Raw genomic sequence first — 15,886 nt, 5'->3', positions numbered from 1 at the left:
AGGCCCGGGGGAACCGGCAGAACACTAGGGCATTGGCTGCGGAGGTGATGCTCAATCAGTGAATTTCCGTCGAAAGCCTGGCGGGAGGGCCGATGCTGCGTACGCTGACCGTCACCTGAGGCGGGCGGGGGGCGGGCATGGCGGAACTGAGTCCTGAGATGCGTGCCGAGGTCCGGAAGGCGATGGCCGCGCCGGAGTTCGGACTGCTTTTCATGGCCGAACCGGCGGAGTCGGTGTTGGGCCTGCGGATGCACCGCACCACGGCCGACATGGTGTTCGACGCGCGGGGGCGGCTGACCCTCGACCAGCCTGGCGGTGCGGACGGCGTCGACCTGGAGGCGGTCTACTTGGCAGCCTGCTACTACACCGCCCGGCTCAAGCACCTGCCCAGGGAGGCCAGTTCCTGGGAGGAGCTCGCGTTCGAGCTCCTCTTCGCGATCGTGCTCGCCCTGCGCCCGGAGGCCGTGCCGGAGCCGTACCGCGAGATGTTCGCGGAGCGGCCGCCGCGGCTGGTCCCCGCGCACGAGATCCTGAACGTGGTCGGCAACGCGCTGTACGAGGCGAGTGCACCCGCCGGGGAGCGGGACTCGCTCGCTCTGGCCGTCGGTCTCTTCGGCGAGGCTTCGGAGATGGCCCGGGGCCAGATCTCCGAGCCGCACATCACCTTCAATCTCGGCTCTGCCCTGCTGGTGCTGTCCCAGCTGGACGACCCCGCCCTCGACCCGGCGGAGCTGCGGAGAGCCGCCCTGCACCACATGCGGCGGGCGCTCGCCCTGCTGCCCGTGGACGATCCGGCGCGCGAGAGGATGCTGGCCACCGCCATGGACGCGCAGGCGCGGGGACCGGCGCCCGCCGAGCCGGAGGAAGGCGTCCGCGCCGAGCTCAACCGGTACATGCGGGACGGGGACCGGGACCGGCTCGACCCGGTGATCGACCGCCTGCGCTCCGCCGCGGCCGCGGCGGAAGGGTCGGAACGCGCTCACCGCCTCGTCGAACTGGGCCAGGTCCTGCGGATGCGGTTCGAGATGGACGGCGAACTCGACCACCTCGACGAGTCGATCGACGTGATCACTACGGCCCTCGACGCGCCGCTCGACGCCGAGACGCGGGCCACCGCCTCCTCGTTCCTGGGCCTGGCCCATCTCGACCGGTTCACCGCCGTGGGGGACCCGGCCGACCTGGAGGCGGCCACCACCGCAGTCCGCGCCGCCTGCGCCGCCGAGACGGCCGCGTCGCCCGCCCACGCCCAGCGTCTGACCAACCTGGCCGCCGTCCTGACCGCGCGCTTCGACGTCCACGAGGACATAGCCGCCCTCGACGAGGCCGTGGAACACCTGCGGCACGCCGTGGTCGTCACCCCGCCCTCGCAGCACGACCATCCCGTGATGCTGATCAAACTCGCCGTCGCGCTGCGCAGACGCGGCATGCACGTGGGCGAGGACGAGGACGTCGCCGCGGCCGAGGGGATCCTCCGACATGTGGCGGAGGACCCCTCGACCAGGCCCAACGCACACCTCGCCCGCCTGGAGCTGGGCGACCTCCTCGCCGTGCGCGGGTTGCGGCAGGAGACCGGCGCCGACCTCGCCGAGGCGGCCGCGCAATGCCGCGCGATCACACTGGAGGCCACGGAGGACATCCGTACCCGGTTGCTCGCGGTGACGCGGTGGGCCATGCTGTGCGCCCTGCTCGGCGACCTCGACCAGGCCTGCACGGCGTACGGCGTGGCGCTGGACGACGTGCTGCCCAAGCTGACCGGGCGCGCGCTCGGCAGGGCGTCGCAGGAGGCTCGGCTGCGCGAGGCGGACCATCTGGCGAACGACGCGGCGGCGGTGGAGATCACGGCGGACCGGCCGCAGCAGGCGCTGATCCGCCTGGAGCAGGGCCGCGGCGTCCTGCTGGCGCAGGCGCTCCAACTGCGCGGCCGCCACGACGACCTGGTCCGGACGGCCCCCGCACTCGCGCACCGCTTCGAGCAGGTCTGCGCGGCGCTGGTCGAGTCGCAGCGCGGCCCGGAGCAGCGCAAGGCGTCGGCGGCCGAGTTCGACGGGGTGGTCGAGGAGATCCGTGCGCAGAAGGGGTTCGAGGACTTCCACCGGCCTCCGGAGTGGCGGCAGTTGAGCGATGCCGCCGCGCACGGGCCGGTCGCGGTGATCAACGTGTCCGTGGTGCGCTGCGACGTCCTGCTGTTGCGCCGTCGGCTCGGCCGCACCGTGGTCGAGGTCCTGCCGCTCTCCAAGGTCACACGCGAGGAGATCGGCCGCCGTGCCGAGGCCTTCCGGACGGCCGTCGCGAAACTCACGGCGCCGGACACCTCGGGCGGTGAACGGTACCGGTACGACCGGGAGATGAAGCGGACGCTCCGCTGGCTCGGCAAGCACATCGTCGGGCCGGTCCTCGAACGGCTGGGCTACGACCGCCCGGTCGGACCGGGCGAGGCCTGGCCCCGGATGTGGTGGTGTCCGACCGGCGCCCTGTCCCTGCTGCCGCTGCACGCGGCCGTGCTGGACGCTCCCGACGGCCGACGGTCACCTGCTGTGTACACCCGGGACCGGGTGGTCTCCTCCTACGTGCCGACGCTCGGCGCGCTGCTGCACGCCCGCGCCAGGACCGCGCCGACCGCCGACCGCACGTCCCTCGTCGCGGTGGCCGTGGACGCCCTCCAGGCCGGCGACGCGTACCCGCGGCTCATGGCCCTGGAGGACGAGCTGGCGGCGACCCGCGAGCTGCCCGGACCCAGGTCGGAGCTTCGGAACGGCGATGCCACGCCGGATGCGGTGCTGGCGGCGCTTCGCACCCACTCGCACGCCCACCTGGCCTGCCACGGCGTGCGCGACGGCGCCGACCCGTCGCGCAGCAGACTCCTCCTGCACAGCGGTGATCTGACGATCGGCCGGCTCGCCGCCGAGCGCCTGCTGGAGGCGGAGTTCGCCTACCTGGCGGCCTGCCACAGCGCGGCCTTCGGCGAGGAGCTGGTCGACGAGGCCGTCTCGGTCGCCTCGGCGTTCCAGCTTTCCGGCTATCGGCAGGTGATCGGGAGCCTGTGGACGGTGGAGGACGACATGGGCCCGCTGCTCGCCCGCGAGGTCTACCGGCTCCTCGCCGCACCGGACACCCCGGGCGCCGCTCACTGCCTGCACCGGGCGGTCGGCGCGCTGCGCGCTCATCCCCGGTACGGCGAACCGCTGTTCTGGGCTTCCGTCATCCACACCGGTCCGTAGAAGGAGAGAGCGATGTCCATGGGCCGGGAGAGGGACCTGGATCGGAGGTGGCTCGCCGGGTTCTGCTCGGCGCTGCCCTTGCTGGAGGAGGACCTGGAGGCGGACGGGAGGGCGGCCGAGCTGCACTCCGCCGTCCAGGCCGTCCTCGCCGACACGCCGGTGCGGGAGGCGGTCGCGGGACTGGACATCCCTGTGCACGTGCTGGAGGGGGCCGGGCCGGCGCGCGAGGGGTTGGACGGCCTGCCGGGACTCGTGCCGCGCGGTGCGGGAGAGGCGTACCGCTGCCCGGACGGCTGGTGCAGCCTCAACCTGGTCCGCGAGCCGGGCGGCGAGGTGCCGGCCGGCGGGCGCTGCTGGCTGCGGAACCGCTCGCTGCGCGTCGTCGAGGCGTGAGGGGACGGGACGATGGCGTCGTTGCTCGACGGCCTCGGCGAGAAGCTGGCCGAGAAGTGGATCTCTGCGTTGGCCGTTCCCGGTCTGCTTCTCATGGCCGTGGCGACGGCCGGTACGGTGCTCGGCCAGCGGTCCGCGCTCGACCCGACCGTCCTGCGGGAGCGGATCGGGCACTGGAGCGCGGCGGCGGCCGAGTGGTCCGCGGTGGGTCAGTTGGCCTTGCTCGCCGCGGTCGTCCTGGGCTCGGTCGCCGTGGGCACCTTCGTACGGAGCTGCGCCCAGGGCGTCGAGCGCGTCTGGACCGGAGACTGGCCGGCCCTCGCGAGGTGGCCGGCGAAGCGGCTGACCACCGCGCGCCAGGAGCGCTGGGACCGGATCCAGGGCCGGATCGACGACCGCCGCCGCGCCACGCCGCCGCGCCAGCGCGAACCGGAGCAGCAGCGCTTCCTGGACGAGCTCACCGCCCGTCGCGACCGGATCGCGCTCGCCAGGCCGAGCAGGCCCACGTACTCCGGAGACCGGCTCGCCGCCACCGCCACCCGGCTGCACCACCAGTACGGCATCGACCTCGCGGCGTGCTGGACGCTGCTGTGGCTGGTGCTGCCCGACGACGTGCGGGTGGAACTGCGCGCCTCCCGCGCCCGGTTCGGCGCGGCGGTCGAGGGCACCACGTGGGCCGCCTGCTGTGTCGTGCTCGGCCTCCTCTGGTGGCCGGCGGCGCCTGTAGGGCTCGTGGTCGGGCTCGCGGCATGGGGCCGCGGCCGGAGCGCCGCCGCACTGCACGCCGAGCTCGTCGAGTCGATCGTCGACCTTCACCTCAGGAGACTGGTGGACGAGCTCCGCGTCGCCCCGTCCGCCCCGGTTCCGGACCGCCGGGTGGGCGCCGCGCTGACCCGGATCGCTCGCAAAGCCTCCTAGTGCCCCGACAGGCAACGTTCGCCCCGTCGCGACGCCCGGCACGCTCCCCCAAGCTCTTCGAGCAGGGGGACCCCCACTCGCCGCACCGCCCGAAAGCCCAAGTACATCCAGTACGAGGACTTCCGGCCGGCACTCCCCCAAGCTCTTCGAGCAGGGGGGACCCCCAGAGCACGCACCGGAGGCCGCTCCTTGACGGGCAAACGTTGCCTGCCGCGGCACTGGCTAGGGGCCGGACGCGCGCTCCGGTGGGGCGGGGCGGCCGGCGGGACTGCCGGCCGCGCGGCCGTCGCCGACCAGGGTCTGCTGGGCGTGCGGGACCACGTGGATGAGGCGCAGGACGCCCCACAGGATCAGCCCGGCACCGATCAGCTCCGGCAGGAGCCACCAGCCCGTGCGGATCTGCTCGCCGAAGAGCGTGACGCCCAGCAGCAGGCTCACCGTCGCGTCGCCGAGCGTCAGCGCCGGCTGGGAGGCGGCCAGCGAGCCGGCCTGGAGGGAGTTCTCCAGCAGCAACAGGGCACCGACCCCGGTGAGGGCGAAACCGTACGTCTGCCAGGTGGTGAGGAAGACCGCGAAGCCGGAGCTGTCCAGGGTGCCGGCCGCCGACTTCAGCAGGGCGGCGGTCAGGGCGTTGCCGATGGCGGCGGCCGCGGCCAGCACGGCGGCGCGGAACAGGGAGGGGCGTCCCGGCCGGGCGAGGACCACCGCCGCCGCCATCGCCCCCAGACACACCGCCAGGGCCGGGACCCACCGCATCATGGACGCCTGGTCCCGGGCCCCGGAGGGCGCGGCCGAGACCAGGACCAGCGTGAGGCCGCCGACCATGCCCGCCACACCGCACCAGCCCGCGCGGGGCAGCCTGCGGTGCATCAAGGGAGCGGCGATGAGCAGGGCGAAGGGCAGTTCCAGGATGAACAGCGGCTGCACGAGCGCCATCGGGCCGTTCACCAGCGCGAGGGCCTGGAACAGGGCGGCCCCCATCACCCCGCCGATGCCCGCCAGCCAGGCGGGGCGGCGTGTCAGGGCGAGCAGCAGGCGCAGTCCGCCGCCGCGCGCGACGGTGGAGGCCGCCTTGCGCTGGAAGGCCGTGCCCATGGCGTTGCTGGCGGCCCCCATGACGGCGAAGAACGCAGCCAACCCGATCACAGGTCCACCATGCCCGACCGGCGCCGTGCCGTCCTGCCGTCGAGCACGCCATAAATCGACTTTATGGGCCCATAGGCCGGACCCGCGTACCAACTTAGGTTTGCCTTAGTTTAAGGTTGCCGACGAGTCGACCATCCTCGCTCGAAGGGAACCTGATCATGCCCCGCCCCCTGCGGGTAGCCATCGTCGGAGCCGGCCCCGCCGGGATCTACGCCGCCGACGCCCTCCTCAAGTCCGACGTGGCCACCGAGCCGGGCGTGTCCATCGACCTCTTCGAGCGCATGCCGGCCCCGTTCGGCCTGATCCGCTACGGAGTCGCCCCCGACCACCCGCGCATCAAGGGCATCGTCACGGCCCTCCACCAGGTGCTCGACAAGCCGCAGATCCGGCTCTTCGGCAACGTCGACTACCCGGGCGACATCAGCCTGGACGACCTGCGCGCGTTCTACGACGCCGTGATCTTCTCCACCGGCGCGACGGCCGACCGGGCGCTGCCCATACCCGGCATCGAGCTGGACGGCTCGTACGGCGCCGCGGACTTCGTCTCCTGGTACGACGGGCACCCGGACGTGCCGCGCACCTGGCCGCTGACGGCGCGGAAGGTCGCCGTGCTCGGGGTCGGCAACGTCGCCCTCGACGTGGCCCGCATCCTGGCCAAGACGGCCGACGAGCTGCTGCCGACCGAGATCCCGCCGAACGTGCACGAGGGCCTGAAGGCCAACGAGGCGGTGGAGATCCACGTGTTCGGCCGCCGGGGCCCGGCGCAGGCGAAGTTCAGCCCGATGGAGCTGCGGGAGCTGGACCACTCGCCGTCGATCGAGGTCGTCGTCGACCCCGAGGACATCGACTACGACGAGGGCTCCATCGCGACCCGGCGCGGCAACAAGCAGGCCGACATGGTCTCCAAGACGCTGGAGAACTGGGCGATCCGCGACGTCGGCGACCGGCCGCACAAGCTGTTCCTGCACTTCTTCGAGTCCCCGGCCGAGGTCCTCGGCGAGGACGGCAGGGTCGTCGGCCTGCGCACCGAGCGCACCGCGCTCGACGGCACCGGCAACGTCAAGGGCACCGGCACCTTCAAGGACTGGGACGTCACGGCCGTCTACCGCGCCGTGGGCTACCTCTCCGACAAGCTGCCCAAGCTGCCCTGGGACCTGGAGTCGGGCACGGTCCCGGACGAGGGCGGCCGGATCGTCGCCGAGTCGGGCGAGCACGTGCGGTCCCTGTACGTCACCGGGTGGATCCGACGCGGCCCCGTGGGCCTCATCGGCCACACCAAGGGCGACGCCAACGAGACGGTCGCCAACCTGCTGGACGACTTCGCGAACGGGCGCCTGGACACCCCCGCCTCGCCCGCCCCGGAGGCCGTCGACGCCTTCCTCGCCGAGCGGAACGTCCGCTTCACCACGTGGGACGGCTGGTACCGGCTGGACGCCGCAGAGAAGGCCCTGGGCGAGCCGCAGGGCCGCGAGCGCGTGAAGATCGTCGAACGCGAGGACATGCTCCGCGCGAGCGGCGCGTAGTCCGGCACGCCCGCCGGCCCGCCCGCTGCCGGGCAGGGACCGCCCGGCGGACGGCGTGTGGAGCCCGAACGGAACGAGCCGTGCCCCTGGCAGGGCACGGCTCGTTCCGTTTCACGGGAAGCGGTGCGCCGGACGCGCACCGCCCCGCCAGGGGTCGCTCTAGCTGTTCGCGCACGCGTTCCCGACGGCGGGGTTGAGCAGGCCGATCAGGTTGACCGAGTTGCCGCACAGGTTGAGGCCGAGGTCGAGGGGGACCTGGATGACGTTGCCGGAGAGCACCCCCGGGCTGTTGCTGGCGGTACCGATAGCGTCGGCGTCGGCCGCGGCGGTTCCCGCGCACGTCATCAGGGCCGCACCGGCCAGGGCCGCGGCAGCCGTCATTCTGATCCTCATGGAGAACTCCTGTCGCTCGAAGAACACGGGCGTTCCCACGGTGAGGGTCCCGGGCGCCGCAGAACACCGTTCCACCGCCGAATGCAGTAGGACTGTCAGCCTCACAGGGCGTGACATGCTCCGAACGGGGCAGGCGGCACGGGTAACGCCTCGCAGGGAGAGGTGACGGACCGTGGCCGGACGGGCGGGGGTCGGGGCTCTGCGGCAGGAGGATGTCGGACCTGCCGGAGTTCCCGGCTTCGGCGCCCGCGTCAACGCCGTGCCGCCGCCCTCCGGGGACTCGCCGTGGACGTCACCGGCCGGCCGGCCGGGCCTTCGCCCGGACCGGCTGACCACGGAGAACGTCCCGCCACGGCACGCGCACGGCCGTGGGCGGCCGGCGCCGCCGCCACGGCGGGACGGGCGCCGACCCCGCGCGACCGGGCATGATCCGGCTTGGCGATACTGAACGCACCCGCCGTCCTCGCTCTCAGATTGGCTCATGTCGAACTCTCCCTCCCCCCGCCCCGCGACCCCGCCCACGGTGTGGCCGGCCCGCGGCCGCCACGCCGGGCCCGCCGCTGAGGACGTCGTGCGGCACCACCTGAAGCGGCTCAAGGCCGACGACGTCATCCACGACCACCTCGAACCGGAGCCCAGCGGCCCCGGCGGCGAGAAGGTCTTCGAGGCCCGCTGGCTGGTGCCCGGCGAGGTGACCGTACGGGCCCGGCTCACCTTGTCGCCCCTCGCCGGCTCCGGTGCCGGACAGGGGCGCGAGTGGGTGCTGATGGCGGAGGCGGAGCAGCCGTGGGACCCGCGGTGGCCCTCCCCCGCGACCATGTTCTGGCCGCAGGGCCCCGACGCCGGCTGGGAGTACGAGGCCGTCACCGGGCTGCGGCTCGGGGAGGTCACTCCTCTCCCGGACGACGACAAGGAACTCAGGCGGGTCCTGCGGCACGCGGCGCGGGACACCTGGACCCTGCACGTCGTCGTCCACGAGGCCATGACGCCCGACGAGCGTGGCCGGGCGGCGGTGGTGCGGGTGCTGCCCGAGGGCCTGCGGCACCGGGTGGTGGAGCACCGGGCCGCACCGCACCGGTTCAGGGCCGTGAACTGGGTGCTGGACGACTTCGGCGTCCGGTTGCCCCGCGGCGGCGCCCTGGTCCTGCCGGGCAGTCCGCCGCCACCCGGCTACGACGTACGGGACTTCTCGGTGCGCAGCGTCTTCCTGGACGGCACGGAACCCACCGAACTCATCGACGCCGTCAACCGTTTCGCCGCGCTGCCCAGGCCCCTGCCGAACGACGCCGACCGGGCCCTCACCGCGCTGCGCGAGGAGTGGCAGCTACTGACCCTGGAAGAAGAACTCACCCGGGCACGCGAGCTCGTCACCATGTACTCCGAGGCCCTGGAGGCGATGACGAAGTCCCGGGATCTGTACCGGGAGGCCGCCGAGCGCGCCCACGAGGCCCTCGCCGTGTACCGGGAGTCGGAGGCCGAGGGCACGCTGCCCGCCAGGAAGCAGACCCGTACGGCCGCGGGGTCCCCCTTCCAGCAACTGGCCCGCGGACTGGAACGTCTGAAGGGCACCGCCCTGTCGCTGCGCCCGGGCACCACGCCCGAGCGGCGGCCGAAGGCCGGCGCGGCCTCCGACGACGACGGCGGATCTCCGGCCGGTGGGGACGCCGGCACGTCCCCACCGGCCGGAGGCTCGAAGCCGCGGACCGGGGACTGACCCCGTCCACGGCGGCACGGGTGCCCGGACCCGCCGGGCGCCGCGGCGCGGACACGCGGTCCGCGCGGCGGCACGTCCGGGAGGCCGCCCGGACGCGCCGCGGCGGAGCGGCTCCCTCGCGGGCGGCGCCGTCCGCCGGGCCACGGGTGTTCGTTTCCGAACGAGCCCTTCCCGGCACCGGGCAAGCGGTTCACGGGGCAGGCGGGTTGACGGCCCGTGAGCCCAGTCCGGCCGACCGGGGCGGCGGATGTCGCTCGGCCGCCTGCACCATGAGCAGCAGCGAGAGCGCGGCCAGACTGGCCAGCGACGCGCACACCGCGGTGAGTCCGGCGCTCAGCGGTGGTGCCACCGTGATCGCCAGGGCTCGGGAGACCTGCGCCGGGGCGAACCTGCCCTCGACATAGCCGACTCCGGCCAGCACCGCCGGGACGACCGCTCCCGCCACCAGGGCCGCCACTCCGGCACGCAGGGCCAGCAACACGGCCAGCAGCCCGCACAGCCCCGACACGGTGAGGGCGAGGAGGCAGACGAGCAGGGGGACGCCCTGCCAGCGCAGCGGGAAGTAGGCCGCGCCGCACACCACGAGGGCCGCCGCGGCGATCCAGCTGGGCCAGAAGGCAGGCCGTACGGGCCGCTCGCCGGGCTCGCCCTCGGCCTTCTGCTCCTGGCCCGCGGCCACGCCGGGCGGCGCACCCGGTTCGTCGTACGGATCGTCGGTCCGCTCCCGTGCCAGCCGCCCGATCAGCTCCACGAGATCCTCGACCGTGCGGCCTGCGGCGGCCGCGCGGATCGCCGCCCGGCCGCAGTACGGCAGTTGCGGCGGCCGGTGCAGCAGCACCACCAGCCGGGTGACGTCCGCGACGCAACGGCCGCCGACCGCGGCGCGGATCGTTTCGTCGGCGCTGTCGGCCGGCCGCGGCGGCCGGGTCAGCTCGGCGACCAGGCGGGCGACGTCCTCCACGGGCCGGTCCAGGGCGACGGCGCGCAGGGCGTGCCGGACGGCCTCGGCGTGCTCGGGCGATCCCTCCAGCAGGGTGACGAGCCGGAGGACCTCCTCCAGGGGCCGGTCGTCGACCGCGGCCCGGACGAGGCCGCCGACCGGATCACCGGCCGCGCACTCGCCGTCGCCGTGTCCCGCCATGCCGCCGGGCGGCCCGGACCAGTGGATCTCGTCGGTGAAGTCGATGACGGCCTGGTTCGTCTGGGATGGTGAAGAGCGGGTGGTCATGCTGGGCTCCATGGCAGGGGTGCGGCCGCTCCTGCACCCCCGAAGCGCGACACGCCTTTACCCCGCCATTACAAGGCGGGTGTCGCCGGGCGCGCCACCGGGACGACGCAGCGGGGTGACATCCGGTCATGGAAACGCCGCAGCCGGGCATCAGACAAGGACATGCGCCGGTGAGCGGCACGACGAGGAAGGGCACGAACCGTGGACTCCACCGGGAAGGTGCTGCTCATGGCCGCCGTCATCGCGGCGGTCGCGCTGGCCTTGGCCGCCGTGCTGGCCGTGGCCGTCGTACTGCTCAGGCGTCTGGTGCGCACCCGGCGAGAGCTGCGCCGTGCCGGCCTTCCGACGGGGCCGCGCTGGGTCTTCTGGGGTGCCGTCCTCTATCTCGTCCTGCCCACGGACCTGTTGCCCGACCCGGTGTACCTCGACGACATCGGCGTCCTGCTCCTGGCCCTGCGTTCACTGCACGCCGCCGGCGGCGACCAGCTGCCCGCCCTGGTGCGGCGACCCGGACTTTTCGGGCGCCGTGGACAGCCGGACGCCAAGGACTACGCTCCGTAAGGAAACCATTCACTCGTTCGATTCGTATAAGTCTCGGGAACCCGAAACGAAGTCAGCGGGCCAAGCGACGCCACAAGCAGCACCACCGCTTGGTCGCGGCTGCACCGACAGGGGAGAGACGATGCAACCGTTCGCGCTCAACTACGCTCGTCCGGCAGTGGAACGGGACGCCGCCATGCCGTACGCCTACGACTCCGGGCTGCAGTTGAACGTTCTCATGGACGGGCGGATCGCCGCATCCGACCACGCGCTGCTGAGAGAGCTGGGCACCACGACCTCCACGGCGGGCTCCAAGACGCACTTCGACGACTGAACACGGCCGCGGAGATGACCGTACTGATCCTCACCGGCGAGGAGGACGTGACGGCGGACATGGTGGTGTTGCACCTGAACGCCTCCTCGACTCCGGTGGTCCGGCTGGATCCGGCCGATCTGACCGCGGGCGCCGCCCTGTCGAGCGAGTACGTCCACGGCTCCTTCAACGGCCATCTGTCCGCGGGCGGACGGCTGGTGAGCGTGAACCACCTGCGCTCGGTCTGGGTGCGCAGACCCGGAGTTCCGGCGGCCCGTGCGACCCAGCCGTCCCCGTGGCTGACCGAGGAGGCGGCACAGGCGCTGTACGGAATGCTGCGCGGCTGCGGAGCCCGCTGGATGAACCATCCGGACGCGGCCGGGCGGGCCCGGCACAAGCCCTGGCAGCTGCGGCTCGCCCAGCGCAGCGGCCTGCCGGTGCCGGCCACGCTCATCACCACCTTCCCGCAGGCCGCCAGGGAGTTCGCCGAGCGGTTCCCGGACCTGGTGGTCAAGCCGGTCTCCGGCGCGCATCCGCAGGAGCCGCCGAGGGCGGTGCCGACCAGCCGCGTCGCCCCGGACGCGGACTTCGGCGCGGTGGCCTACGGCCCGACCCTGCTGCAACGCAGGATCGCCAAGCGCGCCGACATCCGGCTGACCGTGGTCGGCGACACGCTGCTGGCCGCCCGCAAGGCGACCCCGGCGGACGCCGACCCCGAGGAGGTGGACGTCCGGTTCGCCACGTCCGGGACGCCGTGGCGGCCGGCCGAGGTCCCGCCGCGCGTGGCCGCGGCGGTGCGCACCTTTCTGCGGCAGGCCGAACTGGCCTACGGCGCCTTCGACTTCGCCGAGGACGCCGACGGCACGTGGTGGTTCCTGGAGTGCAACCAGTCCGGCCAGTTCGGGTTCGTCGAGGTGGAGACCGGCCAGCCGATCGCCCGGACCATCGCCGAGTGGCTTGCCCGCCCCGGCCCGCGGGAGCGCGAACACGCCGACGGCAGGCGTACGGCCGCTCCTTGACGGCGGCACGCTGTGCCAGGGAAGCGCCCGTACGTCTGCCGCGGGATCAGACCGCCAGGGGCAGGGCGCCGTCCCCGTCGGCGTCGGTGCTCACGTCCGTGTCCGCTGCTCGTCCCGGGGCGAGCAGCAGGGCGTCCGCCTTGCCGATGGCCTCGTGGATGCCGGTGGCCCCCATCATGACGCACAAGGTGTAGCTGACGTCCTCCAGCTCCCGGGCCGTCTCGGCCCGTCCCCTCTCCGCCTCAGCGATCTTCAGCGATGCGTACCGAGTCAGCAACGTCCTGACGACCTTCGGGTCCGGAACCAGCACGGAGCGCCCCTCTCTCGATTTTTGCTCCGTATGCCCGCGGCACGCCGTGCCATGCACGGCGACCGACTCGCGGGCACATGTTTGACCGAATTCAGTCGATTTCCGGTGGCACGGCCACCGCTCGCCTCCGGGCGCCGCCGGCTCTACCGGCCGCGGTCCCCGGACCTGCGCCGCGCCGCGGCGCGGCGCTCCCCGGCGGTCATGCCGCCCCACACACCGTCGTACTCGCTGTTGCGCAAAGCCCAGGCCCGGCACTCGCGCAGCACCGGACATCGGTGGCACACCGCGCGGGCCTGTTCTATCTGACGCATGGACGGACCGCTTTCCCCGAGCGGGAAGAACAACTCGGGATCCTCGAAGCGGCACGCCCCGCGCTCGCGCCAGTTCTCGATCGTTCGGACAACGCTCACCGGGACCTCCGCTGAACACTCGGCCGCACATTTTCCGGGCAGCTCCCGTCTGCGGCAGCAGGGCGCCGCACGACCCGGCAGAGGTATCCGCAATATAGGTGTTTTTCGGCCCCACGGCCATGACTGGGTGAGCGCCACACAGGAGGCGAACAGGAGAACACTCCGCCGTGAGCCCCTCGGGGCGGACGGTCTGCGGTCACGGACCCACCCGGCGAGTGATTCTTCGTGCTGGTGGCCGAATCCGTGCAGTGGGTCCGGGCCGTCGGGGCCGCCCGGAGATCCCGGGGCCCGGGCTCAGTCGGAGAGCGCGTCGGCGAGCTCCGCCGTGGCCGCGGCGATCTCGCGGTCGCGGTCGGCCAGCAGCGCCGGCAGCGCGCCGCGCCGGGCGCGCACGGCCTGCCGCGCCCTGCGCTCCCAGAGCGCCGGGTTCTCCCGGTGGTTGAGGAGCTTGGGATAGACAGCGGCGACGCTCTCCCACTGCCGGGCGTTGGCGATGCTCCGGAGCAGTTGGATGATCTGCGGACGGCAGGTCACGCCCGGGAGGTGGACGAGCTCCCACAGGAAGGGAACCGTGGCGGCGGTGGCCTGTTCCACCACGAAGCCGTACTGGCAGATCCGTCCGCGCAGATCGTCGAGCGCGGCGCGGGCGGTGCGGGCGTCGCGGGAGGCCACCTTGTGGAGCAGCAGGGGGATGGCGGCCGCGGAGCCGGTGGAGTCCCTGATGTCGCTCCAGGGCACCTGCCCCAGGGCCGACAACGGGGTCGCGCGGTCGGTGCGCCGAGTGCCGGGCTGCTCTGTCGGTACGGTGCGCATGGCGTCGTCCTTTCCGGCAGCGGTCGTATGGGGAACGGCGGTTCAGTGGGACGGACGCGTCGACAGCTTCACCCAGACCGACTTGCCCGCCGGAGGCCTCGGGGTCCAGCCCCATTCCTCGGCCAGGGCGTCGACGATGCGCAGGCCCCGGCCGTGCTCCAGCAGGCTGAAGCCCGCCGGAGTGCGGCGTATGGGCCGGCCGGCGCAGGGGTCGGAGACCGTGATGATCAACTGTCCGGCGTCGACGGCGAGTCCGAGCCACACGGCGGTGTCGCCGGGCGGGGCGTACGGTACCGCGTGCGTCGCCGCGTTGGCCGCGAGCTCGGTGACGATGACGGCGGCGTCGTCGGCGCGGTGGCCGACCGACCATCTGCCCAAGGTCTCGCGCGTGAAGGCGCGAGCCCGGGCGAATCCCTCCCCTCCGCAGTCGATCCGCAGCGCTGCGGCCGCGAGCGCGCCGTGGGTCCCCTCCGCCCACGGCGCGATCACGGCGGCCGCGCTCGGTACTTCGAGCTCTCGACTCACTGGTGAGGGCACGGCATCTCCCTGATGCGACGTCACCGAACGGGCGCCCACGGGGGGTTGACGCCCCGGCTATTATCCACGCTGAAAGCGTCCGCGTGCAATTGCACGCGAAATTTCTCGTGAAAGTGCGTGCGGACGTGCGAACGTGAACAGCAAGGAGACCGCGGTGCCACCAGTGCGGAACGGAGTGCGGGCCAGTTCGCTGGACGCCCGCTGGATGAAGAGCCGGCACAGCAACGCCGAAGGCAACTGCGTGGAAGTCGCCACTCTGGTCGGCGGTGACATCGCGCTGCGCAACTCCCGTGACCCCGACGGCCCCGCGCTGGTCTACACCCCCGCGGAGGTGGCCGCGTTCCTGGCCGGCGCCAAGGAGGGCGAGTTCGACCATCTGCTGTGAAGCGGAACGAACTTGCCGACTTCCCCCGGCGGGTGCGCTCCGCAGCCGGACGGTACGGTACGGTGACTTTTCAGTTTGCCGGTCTACTGGGAGTCAGGATGTCCGCCGAGCCACATCGCATCTCCCGCCTCGAGCCCTATCTGGACCGGCCCGAGCCGGCCCCGACTCTGCTGAAGATGCTGGTCGGCGTCCAGCTGGCGGGCTTCCGCGAGGACGCGGGCCTGTCCCAGGAGCAGTCGGCGCGCGAACTCGGGTTCAGCGCCGCGAAGCTCTCGCGCATCGAGTCCGGCAAGGGACGCCGCCCTCCGGCCGAGGGCGACGTCCGCGCCCTGCTGAAGCTGTACGGCACCGACGAGTACGAGTCCTCGGTCCTGCTCAGGCTGCTGCGGCGGGCGGGCGAGCCCGGCTGGTGGCAGCGCTACGACAAGCGGCTGATGCCCGAGTGGTTCGACCGGCTGGTCGGCCTCCAGGAGGCGGCCGCCGCGATCCGCACCTTCGAGATCCAGTACGTTCCCGGTCTGCTCCAGACCGCGGCGTACACCCGGGCCGTGGTGGAGCGGGGTCTGCCGACCGCCTCGGCGGGCGAGGTGCAGCGGCGCGTCGAACTGCGCATGCGGCGTGCCCAGTTGCTGCTGCGGCAGGACGCGCCTCAGGTGTGGGCGGTCATTGACGAATCGGTCCTGCTGCGTGTTCTGGGCAGCCGCGAGGTCATGCGCGAGCAGCTCGACCACCTCGTCACCATGGCGCAGCGCCCCAACGTGACCGTGCAGATCGTCCCGTTGGACGTGACGAACGCGTCCGCGCCCGCCATCCCGATCACGTATCTCCGGTTCGGCGGCCTCGACCTGCCCGACGTCGTCTACCTCGAGCACATCAGAAGCGCCAACTTCCTCGAGGACCGCGACGAGACGGAGGAGTACCGGATCGCCCTGGACCGGCTGGCCGACGAGGCGCTCACGCCGCAGGAGACCCTGGCGCTGCTGCGCAAGACCGCCAACGACCGTTACGCGTCCGCGTCCTAGCCCG

At 73.0% G+C, this 15,886-nt stretch carries 17 protein-coding genes; 10 read left to right on the top strand and 7 right to left on the bottom strand.

Translation table 11 applies throughout. The features are described from left to right. The first annotated feature begins 158 nt into the window (after window positions 1-158). From ACFY3J_RS21405 to ACFY3J_RS21395, 3 genes are read left to right on the top strand one after another with little or no spacing between them, the layout of a single operon-like run. Entirely contained in the window at window positions 159-3,218 is a 3,060-nt protein-coding gene (locus tag ACFY3J_RS21405) for a CHAT domain-containing protein (RefSeq protein ID WP_390841489.1), read from the top strand. A 12-nt stretch (window positions 3,219-3,230) separates the two neighbouring features. Beyond that, window positions 3,231-3,611: a hypothetical protein gene (locus ACFY3J_RS21400; protein WP_384182072.1), complete on the top strand. Its 381-nt coding sequence runs from the start codon at window positions 3,231-3,233 to the stop codon at window positions 3,609-3,611. A 12-nt stretch (window positions 3,612-3,623) separates the two neighbouring features. Further along, window positions 3,624-4,529 carry a hypothetical protein gene (locus ACFY3J_RS21395; RefSeq protein ID WP_390841487.1) on the top strand — a complete coding sequence of 302 codons (906 nt, stop codon included), beginning with the start codon at window positions 3,624-3,626 and terminating at the stop codon, window positions 4,527-4,529. Window positions 4,530-4,751: 222 nt separating this feature from the next. Here ACFY3J_RS21395 and ACFY3J_RS21390 read toward each other — a convergent pair whose 3' ends face one another. Then, window positions 4,752-5,675 (bottom strand): DMT family transporter, encoded by a 924-nt coding sequence (locus tag ACFY3J_RS21390; protein ID WP_390841486.1) that lies wholly within the window; start codon window positions 5,673-5,675, stop codon window positions 4,752-4,754. Between the two features lie 158 nt (window positions 5,676-5,833). Here ACFY3J_RS21390 and ACFY3J_RS21385 point away from each other — a divergent pair, with 158 nt between their 5' ends. Further along, the gene (locus tag ACFY3J_RS21385; RefSeq protein WP_390841485.1) at window positions 5,834-7,198 is read left to right on the top strand and encodes an FAD-dependent oxidoreductase; all 1,365 of its coding nucleotides are present in this window, start codon (window positions 5,834-5,836) and stop codon (window positions 7,196-7,198) included. Between the two features lie 159 nt (window positions 7,199-7,357). On the opposite strand, the gene ACFY3J_RS21380 is transcribed toward ACFY3J_RS21385, so the two are convergent. Then, entirely contained in the window at window positions 7,358-7,591 is a 234-nt protein-coding gene (locus tag ACFY3J_RS21380) for a chaplin (protein ID WP_384182084.1), read from the bottom strand. Window positions 7,592-8,072: 481 nt separating this feature from the next. On the opposite strand from ACFY3J_RS21380, the gene ACFY3J_RS21375 reads away from it, so the two are divergent. Further along, the gene (locus tag ACFY3J_RS21375) at window positions 8,073-9,305 is read left to right on the top strand and encodes a hypothetical protein (protein WP_384182087.1); all 1,233 of its coding nucleotides are present in this window, start codon (window positions 8,073-8,075) and stop codon (window positions 9,303-9,305) included. A gap of 190 nt (window positions 9,306-9,495) precedes the next feature. Here the strand turns inward: ACFY3J_RS21375 and ACFY3J_RS21370 are convergent, their stop codons facing one another. Further along, window positions 9,496-10,533: a hypothetical protein gene (locus ACFY3J_RS21370; protein ID WP_384182089.1), complete on the bottom strand. Its 1,038-nt coding sequence runs from the start codon at window positions 10,531-10,533 to the stop codon at window positions 9,496-9,498. A 228-nt stretch (window positions 10,534-10,761) separates the two neighbouring features. Between ACFY3J_RS21370 and ACFY3J_RS21365 the strand changes: the two genes are divergently transcribed. The 3 genes from ACFY3J_RS21365 (at window position 10,762) to tgmB (ending at window position 12,405) form a co-directional block, all read left to right on the top strand. Next, window positions 10,762-11,094, top strand: a complete 333-nt coding sequence (locus tag ACFY3J_RS21365; protein WP_384182207.1) for a DUF1232 domain-containing protein — start codon at window positions 10,762-10,764, stop codon at window positions 11,092-11,094. A gap of 121 nt (window positions 11,095-11,215) precedes the next feature. After that, window positions 11,216-11,407, top strand: a complete 192-nt coding sequence (gene tgmA, locus ACFY3J_RS21360; RefSeq protein WP_384182093.1) for a putative ATP-grasp-modified RiPP — start codon at window positions 11,216-11,218, stop codon at window positions 11,405-11,407. Between the two features lie 14 nt (window positions 11,408-11,421). Then, window positions 11,422-12,405, top strand: a complete 984-nt coding sequence (gene tgmB / locus ACFY3J_RS21355) for an ATP-grasp ribosomal peptide maturase (RefSeq protein ID WP_384182097.1) — start codon at window positions 11,422-11,424, stop codon at window positions 12,403-12,405. 46 nt (window positions 12,406-12,451) lie between these two features. Here the strand turns inward: tgmB and ACFY3J_RS21350 are convergent, their stop codons facing one another. The 4 genes from ACFY3J_RS21350 to ACFY3J_RS21335 all read right to left on the bottom strand — a co-directional run bounded on the left by ACFY3J_RS21350 (window position 12,452) and on the right by ACFY3J_RS21335 (window position 14,475). Continuing rightward, window positions 12,452-12,715, bottom strand: a complete 264-nt coding sequence (locus ACFY3J_RS21350) for a DUF5133 domain-containing protein (protein WP_384182100.1) — start codon at window positions 12,713-12,715, stop codon at window positions 12,452-12,454. A gap of 143 nt (window positions 12,716-12,858) precedes the next feature. Continuing rightward, a complete protein-coding gene (locus ACFY3J_RS21345) occupies window positions 12,859-13,125 on the bottom strand; it encodes a WhiB family transcriptional regulator (protein WP_376608151.1) in 267 nt (88 codons plus the stop codon). 294 nt (window positions 13,126-13,419) lie between these two features. Next, window positions 13,420-13,938: a hypothetical protein gene (locus ACFY3J_RS21340; protein WP_384182104.1), complete on the bottom strand. Its 519-nt coding sequence runs from the start codon at window positions 13,936-13,938 to the stop codon at window positions 13,420-13,422. Between the two features lie 42 nt (window positions 13,939-13,980). Further along, on the bottom strand, window positions 13,981-14,475 hold the full coding sequence (locus ACFY3J_RS21335) for an ATP-binding protein (protein WP_384182107.1): 495 nt from the start codon (window positions 14,473-14,475) through the stop codon (window positions 13,981-13,983). A 154-nt stretch (window positions 14,476-14,629) separates the two neighbouring features. On the opposite strand from ACFY3J_RS21335, the gene ACFY3J_RS21330 reads away from it, so the two are divergent. Further along, entirely contained in the window at window positions 14,630-14,860 is a 231-nt protein-coding gene (locus tag ACFY3J_RS21330; protein WP_141364546.1) for a DUF397 domain-containing protein, read from the top strand. A 98-nt stretch (window positions 14,861-14,958) separates the two neighbouring features. Beyond that, window positions 14,959-15,882 carry a helix-turn-helix transcriptional regulator gene (locus tag ACFY3J_RS21325; protein ID WP_225079448.1) on the top strand — a complete coding sequence of 308 codons (924 nt, stop codon included), beginning with the start codon at window positions 14,959-14,961 and terminating at the stop codon, window positions 15,880-15,882. Window positions 15,883-15,886: the final 4 nt, after the last annotated feature.

It is taken from the genome of Streptomyces sp. NPDC001231, from assembly GCF_042896885.1.
In the GTDB taxonomy this organism is placed as follows: domain Bacteria; phylum Actinomycetota; class Actinomycetes; order Streptomycetales; family Streptomycetaceae; genus Streptomyces.
Note: the sequence above shows the minus strand (reverse complement) of the source record. Positions and strands in the feature narration are given on the sequence as shown.